This window comes from Streptomyces sp. NPDC058653, from assembly GCF_042716895.1.
Taxonomy (GTDB): domain Bacteria; phylum Actinomycetota; class Actinomycetes; order Streptomycetales; family Streptomycetaceae; genus Streptomyces.
Window position 1 is genome coordinate 176,331 of the sequence record NZ_JBHXRM010000001.1, and the last position, 16,242, is coordinate 192,572.

The following is a 16,242-nucleotide window of genomic DNA, read 5'->3' on the forward strand; positions in this document are numbered from 1 at the left end:
ACACGCTCATTTGGTTAATGTGAGGCGCACGGACGCCACCCCGGGACCCACGAAGGTTCCCCGGCCGTCCCGGGCCAGGCCTGCAACCAGGCCACCGCCCCGCCCGAAAACCGGCGCCACCGCGACCGAACTGCCCTTGCCCCCGCCCCTGTTCGGCGGCCGGCGCCCGGTACGAGTCCGGAGTCGGCGTGCCCGGGGTTACGCGACACAGAGGAGTGCGCGGTGCCACCTGAAACGGCTCAGCCCGAGAACAGCCCGTCCGACGGAGGCGGTGAACGGAGCGGTCCCGAGAAGCTCCGGAACATCGAGGTGTGGGCCAGATCCGCACCGATCAGGCTGGCGGGCTACGAGGACGACCTCGCGGAGCCGCACATCCTCCGGGGGATCGACTAGGTCCCTCCCGCCGGGATCCGCCGCACAGGGTCCGGACGATTCCCTTTGCCTGGAACGATCAGCTGCACTCGGCGCTGATCGGTCTCGGTTACGCGACGAGGGAGGCCGACGAGGCGGTCGCCCTGGTCGCCCCCCAGGCGTAGGCCGCGATCGAGGCCGGCGAGGCCGGCGAGGCCGTCGAGCGCCGGACGGGCCGCGATCCGCGGCCCGTCCGGCGCTCGTCCGCGCGGAGGTCCCCCGTCCGCCGCCCCCGCTTGCGGGGCGGCCCCGGGTCCGGCAGATATGGAGTCACATTCCGGACGGGACGAACAGCTGGGAGACCCTGTGCTACGCCTACCCTTTCGCCGGCGGCACGCCGCGTTCGCCGCGCTGTCCGCCGGAATCCTGATCATCGCGGGCTGCGGCGAGTACACCGTCGGCAAGGACACGCGGTCGACGAGAGCCGCCAAGGCGGCCGCGTCCACACAGGCCACCCTTCTGCCGCACGGCACGTCCGGCCCCGACCCCTTCACCGATTCGACCGCGGCGCCGATGCCGGACGCGGACCCCACGGCGGCGCCGTCGGCCCCCGCGCCCAGGCAATCGCGCGACTCCGGCGGGCCCACCCCCGGACCCAGGGCGGGGCGCTCGGTCTCGGGCGCCGTCGCCGGACTGTACGGGGGCACGAAATCGGTCCCCAGCTGCGACGTCGACGCCCAGGCCCGACTGCTGACCGGGGACCCGGCCAAGGCCACCGCCTTCGCCAGGGGCGCGGGCGTCGGCGCCTCGGCCCTGCCGGCATTCCTGCGCGGGCTCACCCCCGTCGTACTGCGCGCGGACGTACGCGTCACGAACCGCGGCTACCGGGACGGCGCCGCCACCGCCTACCAGGCCGTCCTCCAGAGCGGCACCGCGGTCCTCGTCGACGACCGCGGACTGCCCAGGGTCCGCTGCGCCGGCGGAAACCCCCTCGGCCAGGCCGTCTCGCCGCGCACCGACGCGGGTCACCAGGGCAAGGCGTGGAGCGGATACCGGCCCGACCGCGTCGTCGTGGTCAACCGCAGCACCCGGCCCCTGGCCTCCCTGGTGATCGTCAACGCCGCCGACAACACCTGGCTGGAGCGGAAGACCGGCACCGACGGCGACAAGGACAAGAAGCCCGAGGTGCCGCCCCCGTACCCGCCGGACACCGACATCATCGACCCGTCGCTGGAGCCGCCCGTGCCGGACGGCACCGGCTCGGACAGCCCCGACCCGGGGCGCTCCGAACCGGCCGTCCCGGAGCCCGACGCGTCCGGGAGCGACCCGGCCCCCTCGCCCGACTGCGTCACCCCCGACGCGCCGGCGCCCGACGCCGAGTCGTCGTCCTCCCAGAGCCTGGTCGGGCCCGACTGCACCACGGCGCCGGATCTGCCCGACGGCGACATGGACCCGGACGGCCCGGTGCTGCCGGTGTCCCCGCAGCGGCACGGCCCCGACGCGCTCGACGGGGACGCGCTCCAGGGGGACGCGATCGACGAGGACCCGCTGGACGGGGACGCGCTTGTCGGCGACGCCGGCGCGCCGTCCGACCACGACCTCGCCCCCACGACGGCCGACGAGAACACCGCCGACACCCTCATCTCGCAGAGCTGACCGGCCGCGCTCGCGGGTGCTCACTCCCGGAAGCGCGCCCGGTCCGCCGACCAGTCGAGATATCCGACAAATGATGACAGAGTGACTCCATGGTCGATCGGGAAGCGGGGCCCCCGTCGCTGCCCGACGACTGGCCCGCGAAGCCGGAACTGAGCCTGTCCCTCAACGGCATGGGCTGCTTCGACTGGGATCTCGACAGCGGACAGCTCCATCTGGACCGCGTGGCGCTGGAGATCCTCGATCTGCGGCCGGACGAGTACGACGGCACGCGCGACAAGGTCCTGGAGCGCCTGCCGCCCGGTGAGCGCACCCAGCTCGACTCCGTCGTCGGGGAGGCGCTCAGCGGGGGCCGCGAGAACTACGGGGCCTACTTCCGGGTCAGACGGCGCAACGGCACCCTGCGCTGGACCCACTCGCAGGGCTCCGTCCACCGTGACCGGGACGGCCGCCCCAGGCGTCTCATCGGCATCATCCGCGACGCGACGCAGGAACTCGCGGACTCGATGGCCCGGCTCGAACTCGACGAGGAGCGCCGGCGGCGGACCAGTGTCGTCGAGGGCGCGACGGCCGCCCTGGCGCACGCCAGAACCGTCCAGGACGTCATCGACGTGCTGAAGGAGTCCGACGGCCTCGAACACCTCGGCGCCGCCAGCATGGTCATGGGTCTCCTCGACTCGGGCCGTATCCATCTGGTCGCCGAGGGGCCCGCCGGCTCCTTCGTGCCGGGGACGCGCATCACACGGGTGGACGAGCAGTACCCGATGAGCGAGGTGATCCGCACGCTCGCGCCCCGGCTCATCGAGTCCGCCGAGGACTTCGCCACCTCCTACCCGGACCTGTGGCCGCACATCAGCTACCTCGGCATCACCTCGGCGGCCTATCTGCCGCTGATCGCGCAGGGCCGGCCCATCGGGGCCATCGGGCTGCTCTACGTCGACAAGGTCGGCTTCACGACCGAGGACCGCAACCTGCTGGTCGCCCTCGGCAGCAGCATCGCGCAGAGCCTCCAGCGCGCCGTCCTCTTCGAGCAGGAGCACGACCTCGCCGAAGGGCTCCAGCAGGCGATGCTGCCGCGCCGCATTCCGGCCGTGTCGGGCGCGGACATCGCCGTCCGCTACCGCTCGGCCCGGCTCGGCCGGGACATCGGCGGTGACTGGTACGACGTGATCCCGCTGCCCGGCGGCCGGGTCGGCGCCGTCATCGGAGACGTACAGGGCCATGACACGGACGCCGCCGCGGTGATGGGACAGCTGCGGATCGTGCTCAGGGCGTACGCGGCCGAGGGCCACACCCCGGCCACCGTCATGGCGCGGGCCTCGGTCTTCCTGCACGAACTCGACACCGACCGCTTCGCCACGTGCATCTACGCGGAGGCGGACCTGAGCACCGGCGTCGTCCGACTGGTGCGGGCGGGCCATGTCGACCCGATGATCCGGGACACCGACGGCAGCTGCCGCCGGCTGCCTGCGGAGGGCGGGCTGCCGCTGGGGCTCTCGGCGGAGTTCGACGGCCTCGACTACCCCGTGAACACCGTCGAGCTCGATCCCGGCCAGATGCTGGTCCTTTACACCGACGGACTGGTGGAGATGCCCGGCGCCGATCTCGACGAAGGCATGCGGAAACTGACCAGTCTGGTCACGGAGGGCCCGCACGACCCCCAGGAACTGGCCGACATGCTCTGCGCGGTGGTGGACGAGCGGGGCGGTGAGGACGACGTCGCCGTACTGCTCCTGCGCAGGCGGGGCGCGTACGCGGGCAGGATCGGCGGCAGACTCCAGCAGTACGTGGGGCAGAACGAGCCCGAGGCGCTGTCGTCGGCCCGGCACATGGTCCGTGCGGCGGTACGGGCCTGGGGTGCGCAGGGCCGGTCGGACGACATCGAGCTGGTGGCCGACGAGCTGATGACCAACGCCCTGACCCACACCGACGGCGACGCGATCGTGACCGTCCGGGTGCTGTCGCGGGTGGAGCGGCGGATGAGGCTGGAGGTCGAGGACCGGTCGAGCGCGCTGCCCCGGATCCGGGACGCGGGGGAGACGGGGGTCTCGGGGCGCGGTCTGGTCCTGGTGGACGTGCTGGCCGACGAGTGGGGTGTGGAGTCGCGGGGCAGCGGCAAGTGCGTCTGGGCCGAGTTCATCATCGCGTCCCGGCCGGAGCCGGACGACTCTCTCGCCGAGGCCGACGACTCCCCGGTGGCGCTGGACGACTCTTCGGCGGCGCCGGACGACTCTCCGGCCGAGCGGGACGGCTGAAGGGCCGTGACGGGTACGGGGTATTAGAGTGACGCTAACTGAACGTAACCCTCCGAGGTCTGACCGTAACCGACCGTCGGTGACTGATGTGCCGTCGCCGGCCCTTCCCAAGACATGAGGACCCCTTGACCACCGAGCTGCTGGCACCTCTGGATCTGGCCTTCTGGCATCTCGAATCCCCGGACCATCCGATGCACCTCGGCGCGCTCGCCGTCTTCGAGCCGGAGGCGGGGTCTGAGCGGGAGCCGGGCCGCACCCTCGCGAAGGGAGCGAGGACCGGGCCGCCCGGCGACAAGGCGCTGCTGGAGCTGCTCGCCACCCGCGCGGCGGCCGTCCCCCGGCTCCGGATGCGGGTACGGGACGTGCTGCTGCCCGTGGGCGGCGCGGCGTGGAGCGTGGACAAGGACTTCGACGTACGCAGACACGTCAGACATCTGGAACTGCCCGCCGGGGACTTCGCCGAGGAGACCACGCGGGTGGCCGGGGAGCTGATGGAACGGCCCCTGGAGCGAGGCATCCCGCCCTGGGAGATGTACCTCCTGACGGGCGGCCCCGCGTCGGACGGGACGGCCGGGCGGCGGCCCTTCGCCGTCCTCGTGAAACTGCACCACGCCCTCGCGGACGGTATGCGCGCCGTGGCCATCGGCGCCGGGATCTTCGACCAGATCGCCGACGCGCGCGCAGCCGGGACCCGCCGCGCCCGCCCCGCGCCGCCGCGCTCCTGGCTGCCGGATCCCTGGCAGGTGGCCGACATGGCGCGGGACAGGATCGGCGACCTCGGCAGGGCGCTCGGGATCGGCGCCTCGGTCGTCCGGGCCAGCCGCCTCGACCTGCGCGGTACGCCCGCCCTCATGGCGGGCTCCAGCGGCACGCGGCGGCTGGCGACGACCGTGCTCGCGCTGGAGGACGTACGACAGGTGCGCAGGGCGCACGGCGGCACGGTCAACGACGTCCTGCTCGCCACCGTCGCGGGCGGGCTGCGGCGGTGGATGGTGGAGCGGGGCGAGCAACTGCCGGACGGCCACTCCGACCCGCGCGCCCTGGTGCCGGTCTCGGGGCGGCGGCCGAGCCGGGCCCGGCAGGGCGCGGGCGGCTCCGGTTCGGGCAACGTGCTCTCCGCGTACCTTGTCGGCCTGCCGGTCTCGGAGCCCGACCCGCTCGCCCGGCTGAGCGCGGTGCGGCGCGTCATGGACCGCAACAAGAAGGACGGCCCCTCGCGGGGCGCGGGAGCACTGGCGGTGATCGCGGGCCAGCTGCACCCGCTGGCACACCGGCTCGGCGCCCCGCTCGCGTCCAGCGCGGCCCGGATCCTCTTCGACCTGCTGGTGACGAGCGTGCCACTGCCGCGCGCGACTCTCTCGTTCGGCGGCTGCCCGCTGCGCGAGATCTACCCGATGGCCCCCCTGGCACGCGGCCAGTCCCTGGCGGTGGGCCTGACGACCTACGGCGGCCGGGTCCACGTGGGCCTCGTCGCGGACGGCAAGGCGGTACCGGACCTCGACGGCCTGGCGAAGAACATGAACGAGGAGCTGCACGCCCTGCTCCACGCGACGCCACCGGCGGGGGCTGCGGCTGAACCGGGGACCGCGCCTGCCGGGCCTGTGGGACGAGCTGCACGGGAGCCGGTTTCCGAACGGGCGGTACCCGCTGGCACGTCGCTGATCGCGGAGCAGGCGGGTTCTGCTGCACAGCCGGTCGACCCGGCGTCGGCTGCCGACTCCGTGTCGCCCGCGGTCCCGGCGCCGGTCGCCGAACGGTCGGTCGAACCGGTGTCGATTGCGGAGCCCGCCGCCTCCGACGACGCTTCGCCGTCTCTTGAACCGGCCCCGGCCGTCGCCCCGGTGCCGATCGCTGAGCAGGCTGGTTCCGTCGAAGGACCGGTCGAGTCGGTGTCGGTTTCCGAGCCGGTCGGCCCCGCCGTCCCGGCGTCGGCTGCGGACTCCGTGGCGCCCGCGGTCCCGGCGCCGGTCGCCGGACAGGCGGGTTCTGCCGGAGGACCGGTCGACCCGGTGTCGGTTTCCGAGCCGGTCGGCCCTGCCGTCCCGGCGTCGGCTGCGGACTCCGTGACGCCCGCTGTGCTGGCGCCGGTCGCCGGGCAGGCGGGTTCTGCTGGCGGACCGGTCGAGCCGGTGTCGGCTTCGGAGCTGGTCGTCTCCGGCGAGTCTTCGCCGTTTCTGGCACCGGCCCTGGATGTCGACCCGGTGTCGCCCGCGGTCCCGGCGCCGGTCGCCGAGCAGGCGGGTTCTGCCGGAGGACCGGTCGACCCGGTGTCGGTTTCCGAGCCGGTCGGCCCCGCCGTCCCGGCGTCGGTCGCCGGACAGGCCGGTTCTGCCGGACGGTCGGTCGAGCCGGTGTCGATTTCGGAGCGGGCTACCCCCGCCGAGTCCCCGGCGCTCGCCGTCCCGGCGCCGATCGCCGAGCAAGCGGGCTCTGCCGAAGGACCGGTCGAGCTGATGTCGGCCCCCGAGCCGGTCGGCCCCGCCGTCCCGGTGTCGGCTGCCGACCCCGTGGCGCCCGCTGTCCCGGCGTCAGTTGCCGGACAGGCGGGTTCTGTCGAAGGGCCGGTCGAGTCGGTGTCGCCCTCGTCGCCCGGCGCCCCCACCCAGCTCACCCTGATCGCCGAGTCCGAGGCCCCCGTCGAAGCCCCCGCAGTCGAACTCGTCCGATAGGTCCGACAATTCCCCCTCTCGACCCCCATCCGACCGCGAACCAGGCCCCACCTGGTCGCCCCGTCGATCGCCGCGCGCGCAGCCCCGTCCACCGGCCACTTCGCTGCCTCAAAAGTGTTGACGCCGCCCCAGTCATCCGATGAATATTCTCGGTGTCAACTTCGGGAGGCACAGCGCAATGCGGCAGAACACGCTCGGACGCGGCGAGGTCCGCGTATCCGGGCTCTCCTTCGGATCGGCCGGGATCGGCAATCTCTACACCCCCGTCGAACCGGACCAAGCCGCCGCGGCGGTCGACGCCGCCTGGGACGCGGGCATCCGTTACTTCGACACCGCGCCGCACTACGGTCTCGGCCTCGCCGAACGCCGGGTCGGCGAGGCCCTGCGCTCCCGGCCCCGCGCCGACTACACACTCTCGACCAAGGTCGGCCGCCTGCTGGAGCCCCTGCCGTTCGCGGACGGCGACGACCTGGACAACGGCTTCGCCGTACGCGCCACGCACCGCCGCGTCTGGGACTTCAGCGCCGACGGCGTCGCGCGCAGCATCGACGACAGCCTGAAGCGTCTGGGCACCGACCGGATCGACATGGTCTATCTGCACGACCCGGACCACCATCTCGCCGAAGCCCTCGGGCAGGCGTACCCCGCGCTGGAGCGGCTGCGCGCCGAGGGCGTCGTCGGTGCGATCGGCGCGGGGATGAACCAGACGGCAGCGCTCACACGGTTCCTGCGGGACACCGACGTCGACGTCGTCCTCTGCGCGGGCCGCTACACCCTCCTCGACCAGTCCGCCCTCACCGAACTGCTCCCCGAGGCCGCCGAGCGCGGCAAGAGCGTGATCGTCGGCGGAGTCTTCAACTCCGGGCTCCTCGCCGACCCGCGTCCGGGCCAGACGTACGACTACGCGGCGGCACCGCCCGCGCTCCTGGAGCGCGCCCTGCGGATCAAGTCCGTCGCCGAGCGGCACGGCGTCCCGCTGCGCGCCGCCGCCATCGCCTACCCGCTCCGTCATCCGGCCGTCGCGAGCGTCCTCGTGGGCACCCGGTCCCCGGGCGAGGTCCAGGACGCGGCGCACATGTACGGCCTCACCGTCCCCGACGCGCTCTGGGACGATCTGCGCGCCGAGGGTCTGCTGGAGGGCGGCGTCCGATGAGCGATGCGCCGACCGGACCGTCGCGGCTCGCGCGGCCGAACGGACAGAAGCCCCGGCAGCCCACCACCTCGGCGCCCGTCGTGGACGCGCACCACCACGTGTGGGACCTCTCCGTACGCGACCAGGACTGGATCACCGGCCCCGCCATGGCACCCATCCGGCGCAACTTCACCGTCGCCGACCTCGCTCCCGAGGCGCGTGCGGCCGGTGTCGGCGCGACCGTCCTCGTCCAGACCGTCACGGTCCCGGAGGAGACCCCCGAATTCCTGGCGCTCGCCGACACCAACGAGCTGATCGCGGGTGTCGTCGGCTGGACCGACATCACTGCCCCCGACGTCGCCGACACCCTCGCGGCCCTGCGGGCACTGCCCGGCGGCGACAAGCTCGTGGGAATCCGGCACCAGGTCCAGGGCGAGCCCGACCCCGAGTGGCTGCTGCGTCCCGACGTACAGCACGGCCTCGCCGCCGTGGCCGCGGCCGGGCTCGCGTACGACCTGATCGTCCTGCCGCACCAGTTGCCGGCCGCCACCGCCGTCGCGGCCCTGCTGCCCCAGCTCACGTTCGTGCTCGACCACCTCGGCAAGCCGCCCATCGCCTCCGGCGGCCTCGACCCCTGGGCGGGCCACATCCGGGCGCTGGCGGCGCGGCCCAACGTCGTCTGCAAGCTCTCCGGCATGGTCACCGAGGCCGAGTGGGACTCCTGGACGGCCGACACGCTGCGCCCGTACACCGAGACCGTGCTCGACGCGTTCGGCTCGGCGCGGCTGATGTTCGGCTCGGACTGGCCGGTGTGCCGGCTGGCCGCCACGTACGGGGAGGTCGTCGACGTCACCCGCGCGCTGACCGCCGACCTGAGCGGGAACGAGCGGCGGGCGGTCTTCGGGGGGACGGCCACCACGGTCTACGGCCTCTGACCTGCGGCGGGACCCTCCGTCGCCGGTCACTGGGCGTTTGCCCCGGAGCTGCGGCACCCTGGACGCATGCCCGAAGTACCCGAAGTCGAAGCGCTGAGAGAGTTCCTCGACGACCATCTGGTCGGCAAGGAGATCGTCCGTGTCCTGCCCCTGACCATCAACGTCCTGAAGACGTACGACCCGCCGCTCCCCGCCCTTCAGGGCACGACCGTCAGCGCGATCGAGCGCCACGGCAAGTGGCTGGACATCGTGGCGGGCGAGTCGGGGCTGCACCTCGCCGTCCATCTGGCCCGCGCGGGCTGGCTGCGCTGGAAGGACGAGTTCCCCGCGGCCCCGCCACGGCCCGGAAAGGGGCCGCTCGCGCTGCGGACCGTGCTGGCCGGTGGCGACGGCTTCGACCTGACGGAGGCGGGCACCACCAAACGGCTCGCCGTCCATCTCGTACGGGACCCCCTGGACGTGCCCGCCATCGCGAGCCTCGGTCCCGACCCGCTCGACGACGCCTTCGACCGCGACGCGCTCGCCGCGCTGCTCGCGGGCGAACGGCGGCAGCTCAAGGGCGCCCTGCGGGACCAGCGGCTGATCGCGGGCATCGGCAACGCGTACAGCGACGAGATCCTGCACGCGGCGAAGATGTCGCCGTTCAAGCCGGTGCAGAATCTGACCGACGACGAGATCACCGTCCTCCACGAGGCGATGCGCTCGACGCTGAACGCGGCGATCGAGCGCTCGCGTGGTGTCGCCGCGGGCCGGCTGAAGGCCGAGAAGAAGAGCGGTCTGCGGGTGCACGGCCGGGCCGGTGAGGAGTGCCCGGTCTGCGGCGACACGATCCGATCGGTCTCCTTCGCGGACTCCTCGCTCCAGTACTGCGCGACCTGCCAGACCGGCGGCAGACCGCTCGCGGACCGCACGACGTCACGGTTCCTCAAGTAGCCCCGGCCGTCCGCCTTCGTACGGCCGGGCTCAGCCATCCCACATGCGCGCACACCCCTCGCTCAGCCGCCCCGCACCGTCATCAGCCGGCTGCCGGCCGCCGTGCGTACCTCGAACCGGTCGATCTCGTACGGTCGCAGCGCGGCGCCGCCCCAGGTGACCATCGGCCCACTGCCGTCCCCACGGGCCGACCACGTCATCACCGTCTCCTCCGACCCGTTACGGCCCACGGCGACCAGCGCGCACACCCCGGCCGCCGTCGACTTCGACAGCTCCAGCGCGACATCCGTGCCCCAGCCCTTCTCTGCCGCCGTGACGACGGCCGCCGTCCCGGTCCTGCGGTCCGTCGCCGTCCACCGCTCGGCGGTCGGCGCCGTCGGGGAACCGTCGCCCCCCTGGGCGCCCCGCGTCTCGACGATCGCGAACGGGCCCCCGACCGCGATCACCACCGCCGCGGCGACCAGGGCGAGCCGCCGTCTTCGGCTCAACCGCCGCCGGGCCGCGGTCCCTTCGAGCATCCGGTGGAGCAGTTCCGGCCCCGCCGACACGAACGGCGCCACCCGCGCGGGCGTCTGCCGGGTGTACTCGTCGAGCTGCCCGCGCACATCGCCGAAATCGCCCAACAGCAGTGTGCAGTGGGGGCAGTCCATGAGATGGTCCTCGAAACGGAAAGCATCGGCAGCGTCGAGCACGCCGAGCGCGTAGGCGCCGACGTCGCGATGGATCTCCGGGGTCCGCATGCCCCCTGATACGGGGCGCGAAGGCAAAACACTCAAGCCGGCCCGCTTATCCACGTACCGATCCGGACTCACCGGGCCCCGGAGCCCTTAAACTTCCGCGTCATGCTGCGTGTACTGGCCGTGGACGACGAAGAGCCGGCCCTCGAAGAGCTGCTGTACCTTCTGCGCGCCGACCCACGGATCCGCGGCGCGGAAGGCGCCACCGGCGCGACCGAGGCGCTGCGCCGTATCGGCGCCGCCCTGGACGCCGGACCCGACGACCCGGCCGCCGTCGACGTCGTCTTCCTCGACATCCATATGGCGGGGCTGACGGGGCTCGACGTCGCCAAGCTCCTGGCGGGTTTCGCCGAGCCGCCGCTGATCGTCTTCGTCACCGCCCACGAGGGCTTCGCCGTCCAGGCGTTCGACCTCAAGGCGGTCGACTACGTACTCAAACCCGTCCGCAGGGAGCGGCTGGCCGAGGCCGTACGCCGCGTCGCCGAGCTGGTGGGGGAGCGCGGCCCCGTCGTCGACACGTCCACCGACCAGATCCCCGTGGAACTCGGCGGAGTGACCCGCTTCGTCCCTGTCGCCGACATCGTCTACGCGGAGGCCCAGGGCGACTACGCCAGACTGCACACCGACACGGGCAGCCATCTGGTCCGGATACCGCTCACCACACTGGAGGAGCGCTGGCGCTCGCGCGGTTTCGTACGGATCCACCGCCGCCATCTCGTCGCCGTCGCCCGGATCGACGAACTGCGCCTGGACGCGGGCGCCATGAGTGTGCGCGTCGGTGACGCGGAGCTGGCCGTCAGCAGGCGGCACGCCAGGGCCGTACGCGATCTGCTGATGCGGCTGCCCGGCCGCTGACCAGGCCCTTCACCCGGTGGAGCGGTGGCGCGGCGGGGGTGTGCCGGGGGTTCCCTCCGCCTTGACGGTCTGCTTACACTCCGGCCCTGGCACGCACGACGCACGAGGTTCCACGCACGACGCACGAGGTTCCACGCACCACGCACGAGGTACAGCGCACGAGGTACCCCGCCCGAACACCGTCCGAGGGGGAGGAGAGACCATGACCACCGAGTCCGCCCCCAAGCGCGAGGTCGTCACCGGTGAGCCCCGCCGGGTACGGCCGCTGCCCCGCTACCGCGCCCAGGCCGAGATCGACGAACAGACCGCGCTCGGCGACGCCTACGTCCGCTCCCTCATGCGCGGCCAGCTCCGTGCCGGGCTCACCGCCTTCGCGCTGCTCGCCGCGGTCGTCGGCGCGCTCCCGCTCGCCTTCGCCGCGCTGCACGACACAACGGTCGTCTGGGTGGTGCTCGGGGTCGCCGCCTATCCGCTGCTGACCCTGCTGGCCTGGTGGTACGTGCGGCGCGTCGAACGCAACGAGCGGGACTTCGCCCGGCTCGTGAAGGGCCGGCCGCTGCCGTGAGCCAGAGTTACACGGTGACGGCCGTCGCCGTCGTCGTGATCGCCACCGTCCTCGTCGGCGGTTTCGGCCTGCGCATATCCCGTACCACCTCCGACTTCTACGTGGCCTCCCGCACCGTACGGCCCGGCCTCAACGCCGCGGCGATCAGCGGCGAATACCTCTCCGCCGCCTCCTTCCTCGGCATCGCCGGCCTGCTCCTGCTGCACGGCCCCGACATGCTCTGGTACCCGGTCGGCTACACCGCCGGCTATCTCGTCCTGCTGATCTTCGTCGCCGCCCCGCTGCGCCGCTCCGGCGCGTACACCCTCCCCGACTTCGCCGAAGGGCGGCTGGAGTCCCGCCCGGCGCGGCGTGTGGTCAGCGCGCTCGTCGTCGGCGCCGGCTGGCTCTATCTGGTGCCCCAACTCCAGGGCGCGGGCCTCACCTTGGAGATCCTGACCGGCGCGCCGAACTGGTTCGGTGCCGTCCTCGTCGCGGTCGTCGTGGTGGTGGCCGTCGCGGCGGGCGGCATGCGCAGCATCACCTTCGTCCAGGCGTTCCAGTACTGGCTCAAGCTGACGGCCCTGCTCGTCCCGGCGATCTTCCTGCTGCTCGCCTGGCAGGGCGACGGGCGTCCCACGATCGACTTCGACCCCACCGAGATGTCGAGCCGCGCGGACCACCCGCTCTACGCGACGTACGGACTGATCGTCGCCACCTTCCTCGGCACGATGGGACTCCCGCACGTCGTGGTCCGCTTCTACACCAGCCCCAACGGCCGCGCCGCCCGCCGGACGACCGTCGGGGTGCTCGCCCTGATCGGCGGCTTCTATCTGCTGCCGCCGGTGTACGGCGCGCTCGGGCGGCTCTACGCGCCCGCGCCCGACCTCGGTGAGGACGCCGACGCCGCCGTCCTGCTGCTGCCCGATCTGGTGATCGGCGGCACGGCCGGCGATCTGCTCGGCGCGCTCGTCGCGGGCGGCGCCTTCGCCGCGTTCCTGTCCACCGCGTCCGGGCTGACCATGGCCGTCGCCGGGGTGCTCACCCAGGACGTGCTGCCCTCGCGCGGCGTACGGCACTTCCGGCTGGCGACGCTGCCGGCCATCCTCGTACCGCTCGGCGGCTCGCTGCTGCTGAGCGGCGTACCGGTGGCGGACGCCGTCGTGATGGCCTTCGCCGTCTCCGCCTCCTCGTTCTGCCCGCTGTTGGTGCTCGGCATCTGGTGGCGCCGGCTCACCCCGCCCGGTGCGATCGCCGGGCTGCTGCTCGGCGGCGGCTCGGCGCTGGTGGCCATCGTGATCACCGTCAGCGGCGCCGTACGGTCGGGCTGGCCGCACGCCCTGCTCGCCTGGCCCGCCGTCTGGTCGGTCCCCGTCGGGTTCCTCGCGATGATCCTGGTGTCGCTGGCGACGAGGTCGCGGATACCGCCGGGGACCAAGGCGGCCATGACCCGCTTCCATCTGCCGGAGGCCCTGATGACCGGCTCCCGGGGAGGCCCCCGGTGAACGGCGCGGCCCTCGCGGTACTGATCGTGCTCGGTGCCGTGCTGCTCGCGGGGGCCTATGTCCTCGGCCGCCGTGCCGGCCGCCGGCGCCCCGACCGGACCAGCGACGTCGGTACGCCCGTCGAGCACGCCACCTTCGAGACCCTGCACACCGCGTCGCTCGCCGCGCCGCCCCTGCGCGCCGGACTCACCGAGGAGAGCGCGGGCAAGGCCGCCCGCCGGCTCCGGTCGCTGCTGGGGACCGACGCCCTGTGCCTGACCGACCGGGACCGGGTGCTCGCGTGGGACGGCCTCGGGGAGCACCACGGCAAGCATGTGATGGGCCATGTGGAGGCTCTCCTCGCCAGCGGTCGCGGAACGGCCTTTCCCAGCGGCTGCGGCGATCTGGACTGTCCGCTGCGCTGGGGCGTCGCCGCGCCCCTGACCGTCGACCACCGGGTGCTCGGCACCCTCGTCGCCTACGCGCCCCGGGAGTCGGCGGTCCTCGCGCGGGCCGCGGGCGAGGTCGCCCGCTGGGTCTCCGTACAGCTCGAACTCGCCGAACTCGACCGCTCCCGAACCCAGTTGATCGAGGCGGAGATCAAGGCGCTGCGCGCCCAGATCTCGCCGCACTTCATCTTCAACTCGCTCGCCGCGATCGCCTCGTTCGTCCGCACCGATCCCGAACGCGCCCGCGAACTGCTCCTGGAATTCGCCGACTTCACCCGCTACTCGTTCCGCAGGCACGGCGACTTCACCACGCTCGCCGACGAACTCCACTCCATCGACCAGTACTTGGCACTCGTCCGGGCCCGCTTCGGCGACCGGCTGTCGGTCACCCTCCAGGTCGCGCCCGAGGTGCTGCCGGTGGCCATGCCGTTCCTCTGTCTCCAGCCGCTCGTCGAGAACGCGGTGAAGCACGGCCTCGAAGGCAAGATCACGATGAGCCACATCACCATCAGCGCGCTCGACGCCGGGTCGGAGGCGGAGGTCGTGATCGAGGACGACGGGGTGGGGATGGATCCCGACCGGCTGCGGCGGATCCTCCGGGGCGAGGGCGGTCTGTCCACGGGCATCGGACTGCTCAACGTGGACGAACGGCTGCGCCAGGTCTACGGGGACGACTACGGGCTCGTCATCGAGACGGGGGTGGGGGCGGGCATGCGGATCGCGGTACGGATCCCCAAGTACCGGGCGGGTGTGCACGGCACCTGAACGGGCCCCGGCGGCACGGGAGTCCAAGGGTCCACGGGCTCGGTCGTCCGGTGGGGTCCGGGCTCAGAACAGATGTATCGCCAGATGCCCCAGCGGCAGCCCCAGCTGCCACGCGGGGGTCCACACCTGGGGCCCCTCCTCCTCGTGCCACTCCGCGCTCCCGTCACCGGCCGTGAGGGGATCGCCGCCCGGCGCCCCCACCGCGTCGAGATCCGGCGCCAGCAGTTCGGTCTCCTCCAGCCACCGCCAGGCGGCCAGGGCCAGTTCCAGATCGGGGTCGACATGGGCGGCCCCGGTACGTTCCGCCTGGAAGGCGCGGGTCTCCAGCAGGTCGAGCTGGTGACAGACCCATTCACGCCAACCGGTGCCGTACGCAGTCAGCGTGCGCCACTCGGCCATCCTCGTCATACCGCCGCCTCCGCCGACCGGCCCGTCGGACAGGAAGATGGTCAGGGCGAGGGCGTCACGGCCCGCCCGGTACTCCAGGGTGGTGGGCGGCATCAGGTCGCCCGTGCGCAGCAGTTCGTCGGCGACGTACTCCGCGTACATCCATTCCATGGGGACGAGCAGGCCGCCAGCACCGCCCTCGTCATGACGTTCCGGACGCATTGTTTTCCGCCTTCCTTCCTCTCCGGGGACGCTGCTTCATCGAGCATTGAACCGGCGGCCGGTGCCCAGCGTGGCCAGAAGAGCAGGATCGGACAGCGGACCGGAGGCGATTGTGACGAGTGAGGCCGGCGGTGACCCGCATGTGCGGGCGCAGCTCGGTGCCTACGCGCTGGGCGGGCTCACGCCCGACGAGGACCGGCTGATCGCCGCGCACCTGGACCGTTGTCCCAGGTGTGCGGCCGACTACGCGGAAGTGGCGGATGGCGCGGCGCTCCTCGCACTCTTCGACGAGGAGGACCTGCGGTAGCCCGGCAGCGAGCGGCCGAGGGCACGCAGCGCGTAGTAGGAGCGGGACTTGACGGTCCCGGCCGGTATGCCAAGTACCTGTGCGGCCTCGACGACGCTCAGCCCCTTGAAGTAGAGCTGCGCGAGTACCGCGCGGTGCTCGGGGCTCAGGGACTTCACCGCCTGCCGTACGTCGAGCGCGGCGACGGACCGCTCCGTGGGATCGCCGGGTTCCGGGGTGGCCTCCAGGACGCCGTCACTGACTTCGGCCGGACGGGCCAGCCGTGAGCGGCGGGCGTCTATCGCCAGCCGCCGGCCCACGGTGAAGAGCCAGGGCCGCATGGACTCGTAGGGGCCCTCGAACGCCTCCGGGTGCTGCCAGGCGCGCACCAGGGTCTCCTGGAGCAGGTCCTCGGCGCGCTGCCGGTCGCCGTAGGTCAGACCGAGCAGGAAGTGGAGCAGCGCGGGGCCGTGCTCGCGCTGCAACTCCGCCAGCGCCCGCTCGTCGGTCGTCGCCGTGGCCGTGGCGGTGGTCATCGTGAACGTCCCTTCTCGCGGGGGTCCGGGTGTCCGGCGTCGTTGCCGT

The 16,242-nt window shown here is 72.9% G+C and carries 14 protein-coding genes and 2 pseudogenes; 13 read left to right on the forward strand and 3 right to left on the reverse strand.

What is annotated here, in order from left to right; genetic code table 11:
* Window positions 1–222 precede the first annotated feature (222 nt).
* From ACFWU9_RS00745 to ACFWU9_RS00780, 8 genes and pseudogenes are all read left to right on the forward strand, one after another.
* On the forward strand, window positions 223–393 hold the full coding sequence (locus ACFWU9_RS00745) for a hypothetical protein (RefSeq protein ID WP_384313484.1): 171 nt from the start codon (window positions 223–225) through the stop codon (window positions 391–393).
* Between the two features lie 50 nt (window positions 394–443).
* Window positions 444–533, forward strand: a pseudogene (locus ACFWU9_RS00750) (Holliday junction branch migration protein RuvA); the annotation flags it as partial.
* A 184-nt stretch (window positions 534–717) separates the two neighbouring features.
* Complete coding sequence (locus ACFWU9_RS00755) at window positions 718–2,007, forward strand: DUF6777 domain-containing protein (protein WP_384313486.1); 1,290 nt, start codon at window positions 718–720, stop codon at window positions 2,005–2,007.
* A gap of 89 nt (window positions 2,008–2,096) precedes the next feature.
* On the forward strand, window positions 2,097–4,259 hold the full coding sequence (locus ACFWU9_RS00760; protein ID WP_384313488.1) for a SpoIIE family protein phosphatase: 2,163 nt from the start codon (window positions 2,097–2,099) through the stop codon (window positions 4,257–4,259).
* A gap of 125 nt (window positions 4,260–4,384) precedes the next feature.
* A pseudogene (locus tag ACFWU9_RS00765) lies at window positions 4,385–5,803 on the forward strand (wax ester/triacylglycerol synthase family O-acyltransferase); the annotation flags it as partial.
* Window positions 5,804–7,106: 1,303 nt separating this feature from the next.
* A complete protein-coding gene (locus tag ACFWU9_RS00770) occupies window positions 7,107–8,081 on the forward strand; it encodes an aldo/keto reductase (RefSeq protein WP_384313490.1) in 975 nt (324 codons plus the stop codon).
* Window positions 8,078–8,995: an amidohydrolase family protein gene (locus tag ACFWU9_RS00775; protein ID WP_384313491.1), complete on the forward strand. Its 918-nt coding sequence runs from the start codon at window positions 8,078–8,080 to the stop codon at window positions 8,993–8,995. The genes ACFWU9_RS00770 and ACFWU9_RS00775 overlap by 4 nt, the downstream gene beginning before the upstream one ends.
* Window positions 8,996–9,061: 66 nt before the next feature.
* Entirely contained in the window at window positions 9,062–9,928 is an 867-nt protein-coding gene (locus tag ACFWU9_RS00780; protein WP_384313493.1) for an Fpg/Nei family DNA glycosylase, read from the forward strand.
* A 62-nt stretch (window positions 9,929–9,990) separates the two neighbouring features.
* On the opposite strand, the gene ACFWU9_RS00785 is transcribed toward ACFWU9_RS00780, so the two are convergent.
* Window positions 9,991–10,668: a zf-HC2 domain-containing protein gene (locus ACFWU9_RS00785; RefSeq protein WP_384313495.1), complete on the reverse strand. Its 678-nt coding sequence runs from the start codon at window positions 10,666–10,668 to the stop codon at window positions 9,991–9,993.
* A gap of 102 nt (window positions 10,669–10,770) precedes the next feature.
* On the opposite strand from ACFWU9_RS00785, the gene ACFWU9_RS00790 reads away from it, so the two are divergent.
* From ACFWU9_RS00790 to ACFWU9_RS00805, 4 genes are all read left to right on the forward strand, one after another.
* Window positions 10,771–11,520, forward strand: a complete 750-nt coding sequence (locus ACFWU9_RS00790; RefSeq protein WP_384313496.1) for a LytR/AlgR family response regulator transcription factor — start codon at window positions 10,771–10,773, stop codon at window positions 11,518–11,520.
* Window positions 11,521–11,722: 202 nt separating this feature from the next.
* A complete protein-coding gene (locus ACFWU9_RS00795) occupies window positions 11,723–12,085 on the forward strand; it encodes a hypothetical protein (RefSeq protein ID WP_384313498.1) in 363 nt (120 codons plus the stop codon).
* Window positions 12,082–13,569, forward strand: a complete 1,488-nt coding sequence (locus ACFWU9_RS00800) for a cation acetate symporter (RefSeq protein ID WP_384313499.1) — start codon at window positions 12,082–12,084, stop codon at window positions 13,567–13,569. The genes ACFWU9_RS00795 and ACFWU9_RS00800 overlap by 4 nt, the downstream gene beginning before the upstream one ends.
* Entirely contained in the window at window positions 13,566–14,762 is a 1,197-nt protein-coding gene (locus tag ACFWU9_RS00805) for a sensor histidine kinase (RefSeq protein WP_384313501.1), read from the forward strand. The genes ACFWU9_RS00800 and ACFWU9_RS00805 overlap by 4 nt, the downstream gene beginning before the upstream one ends.
* Before the next feature lie 63 nt (window positions 14,763–14,825).
* On the opposite strand, the gene ACFWU9_RS00810 is transcribed toward ACFWU9_RS00805, so the two are convergent.
* On the reverse strand, window positions 14,826–15,371 hold the full coding sequence (locus tag ACFWU9_RS00810; RefSeq protein ID WP_384313503.1) for a hypothetical protein: 546 nt from the start codon (window positions 15,369–15,371) through the stop codon (window positions 14,826–14,828).
* Between the two features lie 112 nt (window positions 15,372–15,483).
* On the opposite strand from ACFWU9_RS00810, the gene ACFWU9_RS00815 reads away from it, so the two are divergent.
* Window positions 15,484–15,678, forward strand: coding sequence for a zf-HC2 domain-containing protein (locus ACFWU9_RS00815; RefSeq protein ID WP_384313505.1), 195 nt, complete (start codon window positions 15,484–15,486; stop codon window positions 15,676–15,678).
* On the opposite strand, the gene ACFWU9_RS00820 is transcribed toward ACFWU9_RS00815, so the two are convergent.
* A complete protein-coding gene (locus ACFWU9_RS00820; RefSeq protein ID WP_384313507.1) occupies window positions 15,615–16,193 on the reverse strand; it encodes a sigma-70 family RNA polymerase sigma factor in 579 nt (192 codons plus the stop codon). The genes ACFWU9_RS00815 and ACFWU9_RS00820 overlap by 64 nt on opposite strands.
* Between the last annotated feature and the right edge of the window lie 49 nt (window positions 16,194–16,242).

What these genes read in the sequence shown, in the direction of transcription:
- ACFWU9_RS00775 (WP_384313491.1), top strand. Translation starts at nt 8,078, where the DNA reads ATGAGCGATGCGCCGACCGGACCGTCGCGGCTCGCGCGGCCGAACGGA.
- ACFWU9_RS00795 (WP_384313498.1), top strand. Translation starts at nt 11,723, where the DNA reads ATGACCACCGAGTCCGCCCCCAAGCGCGAGGTCGTCACCGGTGAGCCC.
- ACFWU9_RS00810 (WP_384313503.1), bottom strand. Translation starts at nt 15,371, where the DNA reads ATGCGTCCGGAACGTCATGACGAGGGCGGTGCTGGCGGCCTGCTCGTC.
- ACFWU9_RS00770 (WP_384313490.1), top strand. Translation starts at nt 7,107, where the DNA reads ATGCGGCAGAACACGCTCGGACGCGGCGAGGTCCGCGTATCCGGGCTC.
- ACFWU9_RS00780 (WP_384313493.1), top strand. Translation starts at nt 9,062, where the DNA reads ATGCCCGAAGTACCCGAAGTCGAAGCGCTGAGAGAGTTCCTCGACGAC.
- ACFWU9_RS00760 (WP_384313488.1), top strand. Translation starts at nt 2,097, where the DNA reads ATGGTCGATCGGGAAGCGGGGCCCCCGTCGCTGCCCGACGACTGGCCC.
- ACFWU9_RS00790 (WP_384313496.1), top strand. Translation starts at nt 10,771, where the DNA reads ATGCTGCGTGTACTGGCCGTGGACGACGAAGAGCCGGCCCTCGAAGAG.
- ACFWU9_RS00820 (WP_384313507.1), bottom strand. Translation starts at nt 16,193, where the DNA reads ATGACCACCGCCACGGCCACGGCGACGACCGACGAGCGGGCGCTGGCG.
- ACFWU9_RS00785 (WP_384313495.1), bottom strand. Translation starts at nt 10,668, where the DNA reads ATGCGGACCCCGGAGATCCATCGCGACGTCGGCGCCTACGCGCTCGGC.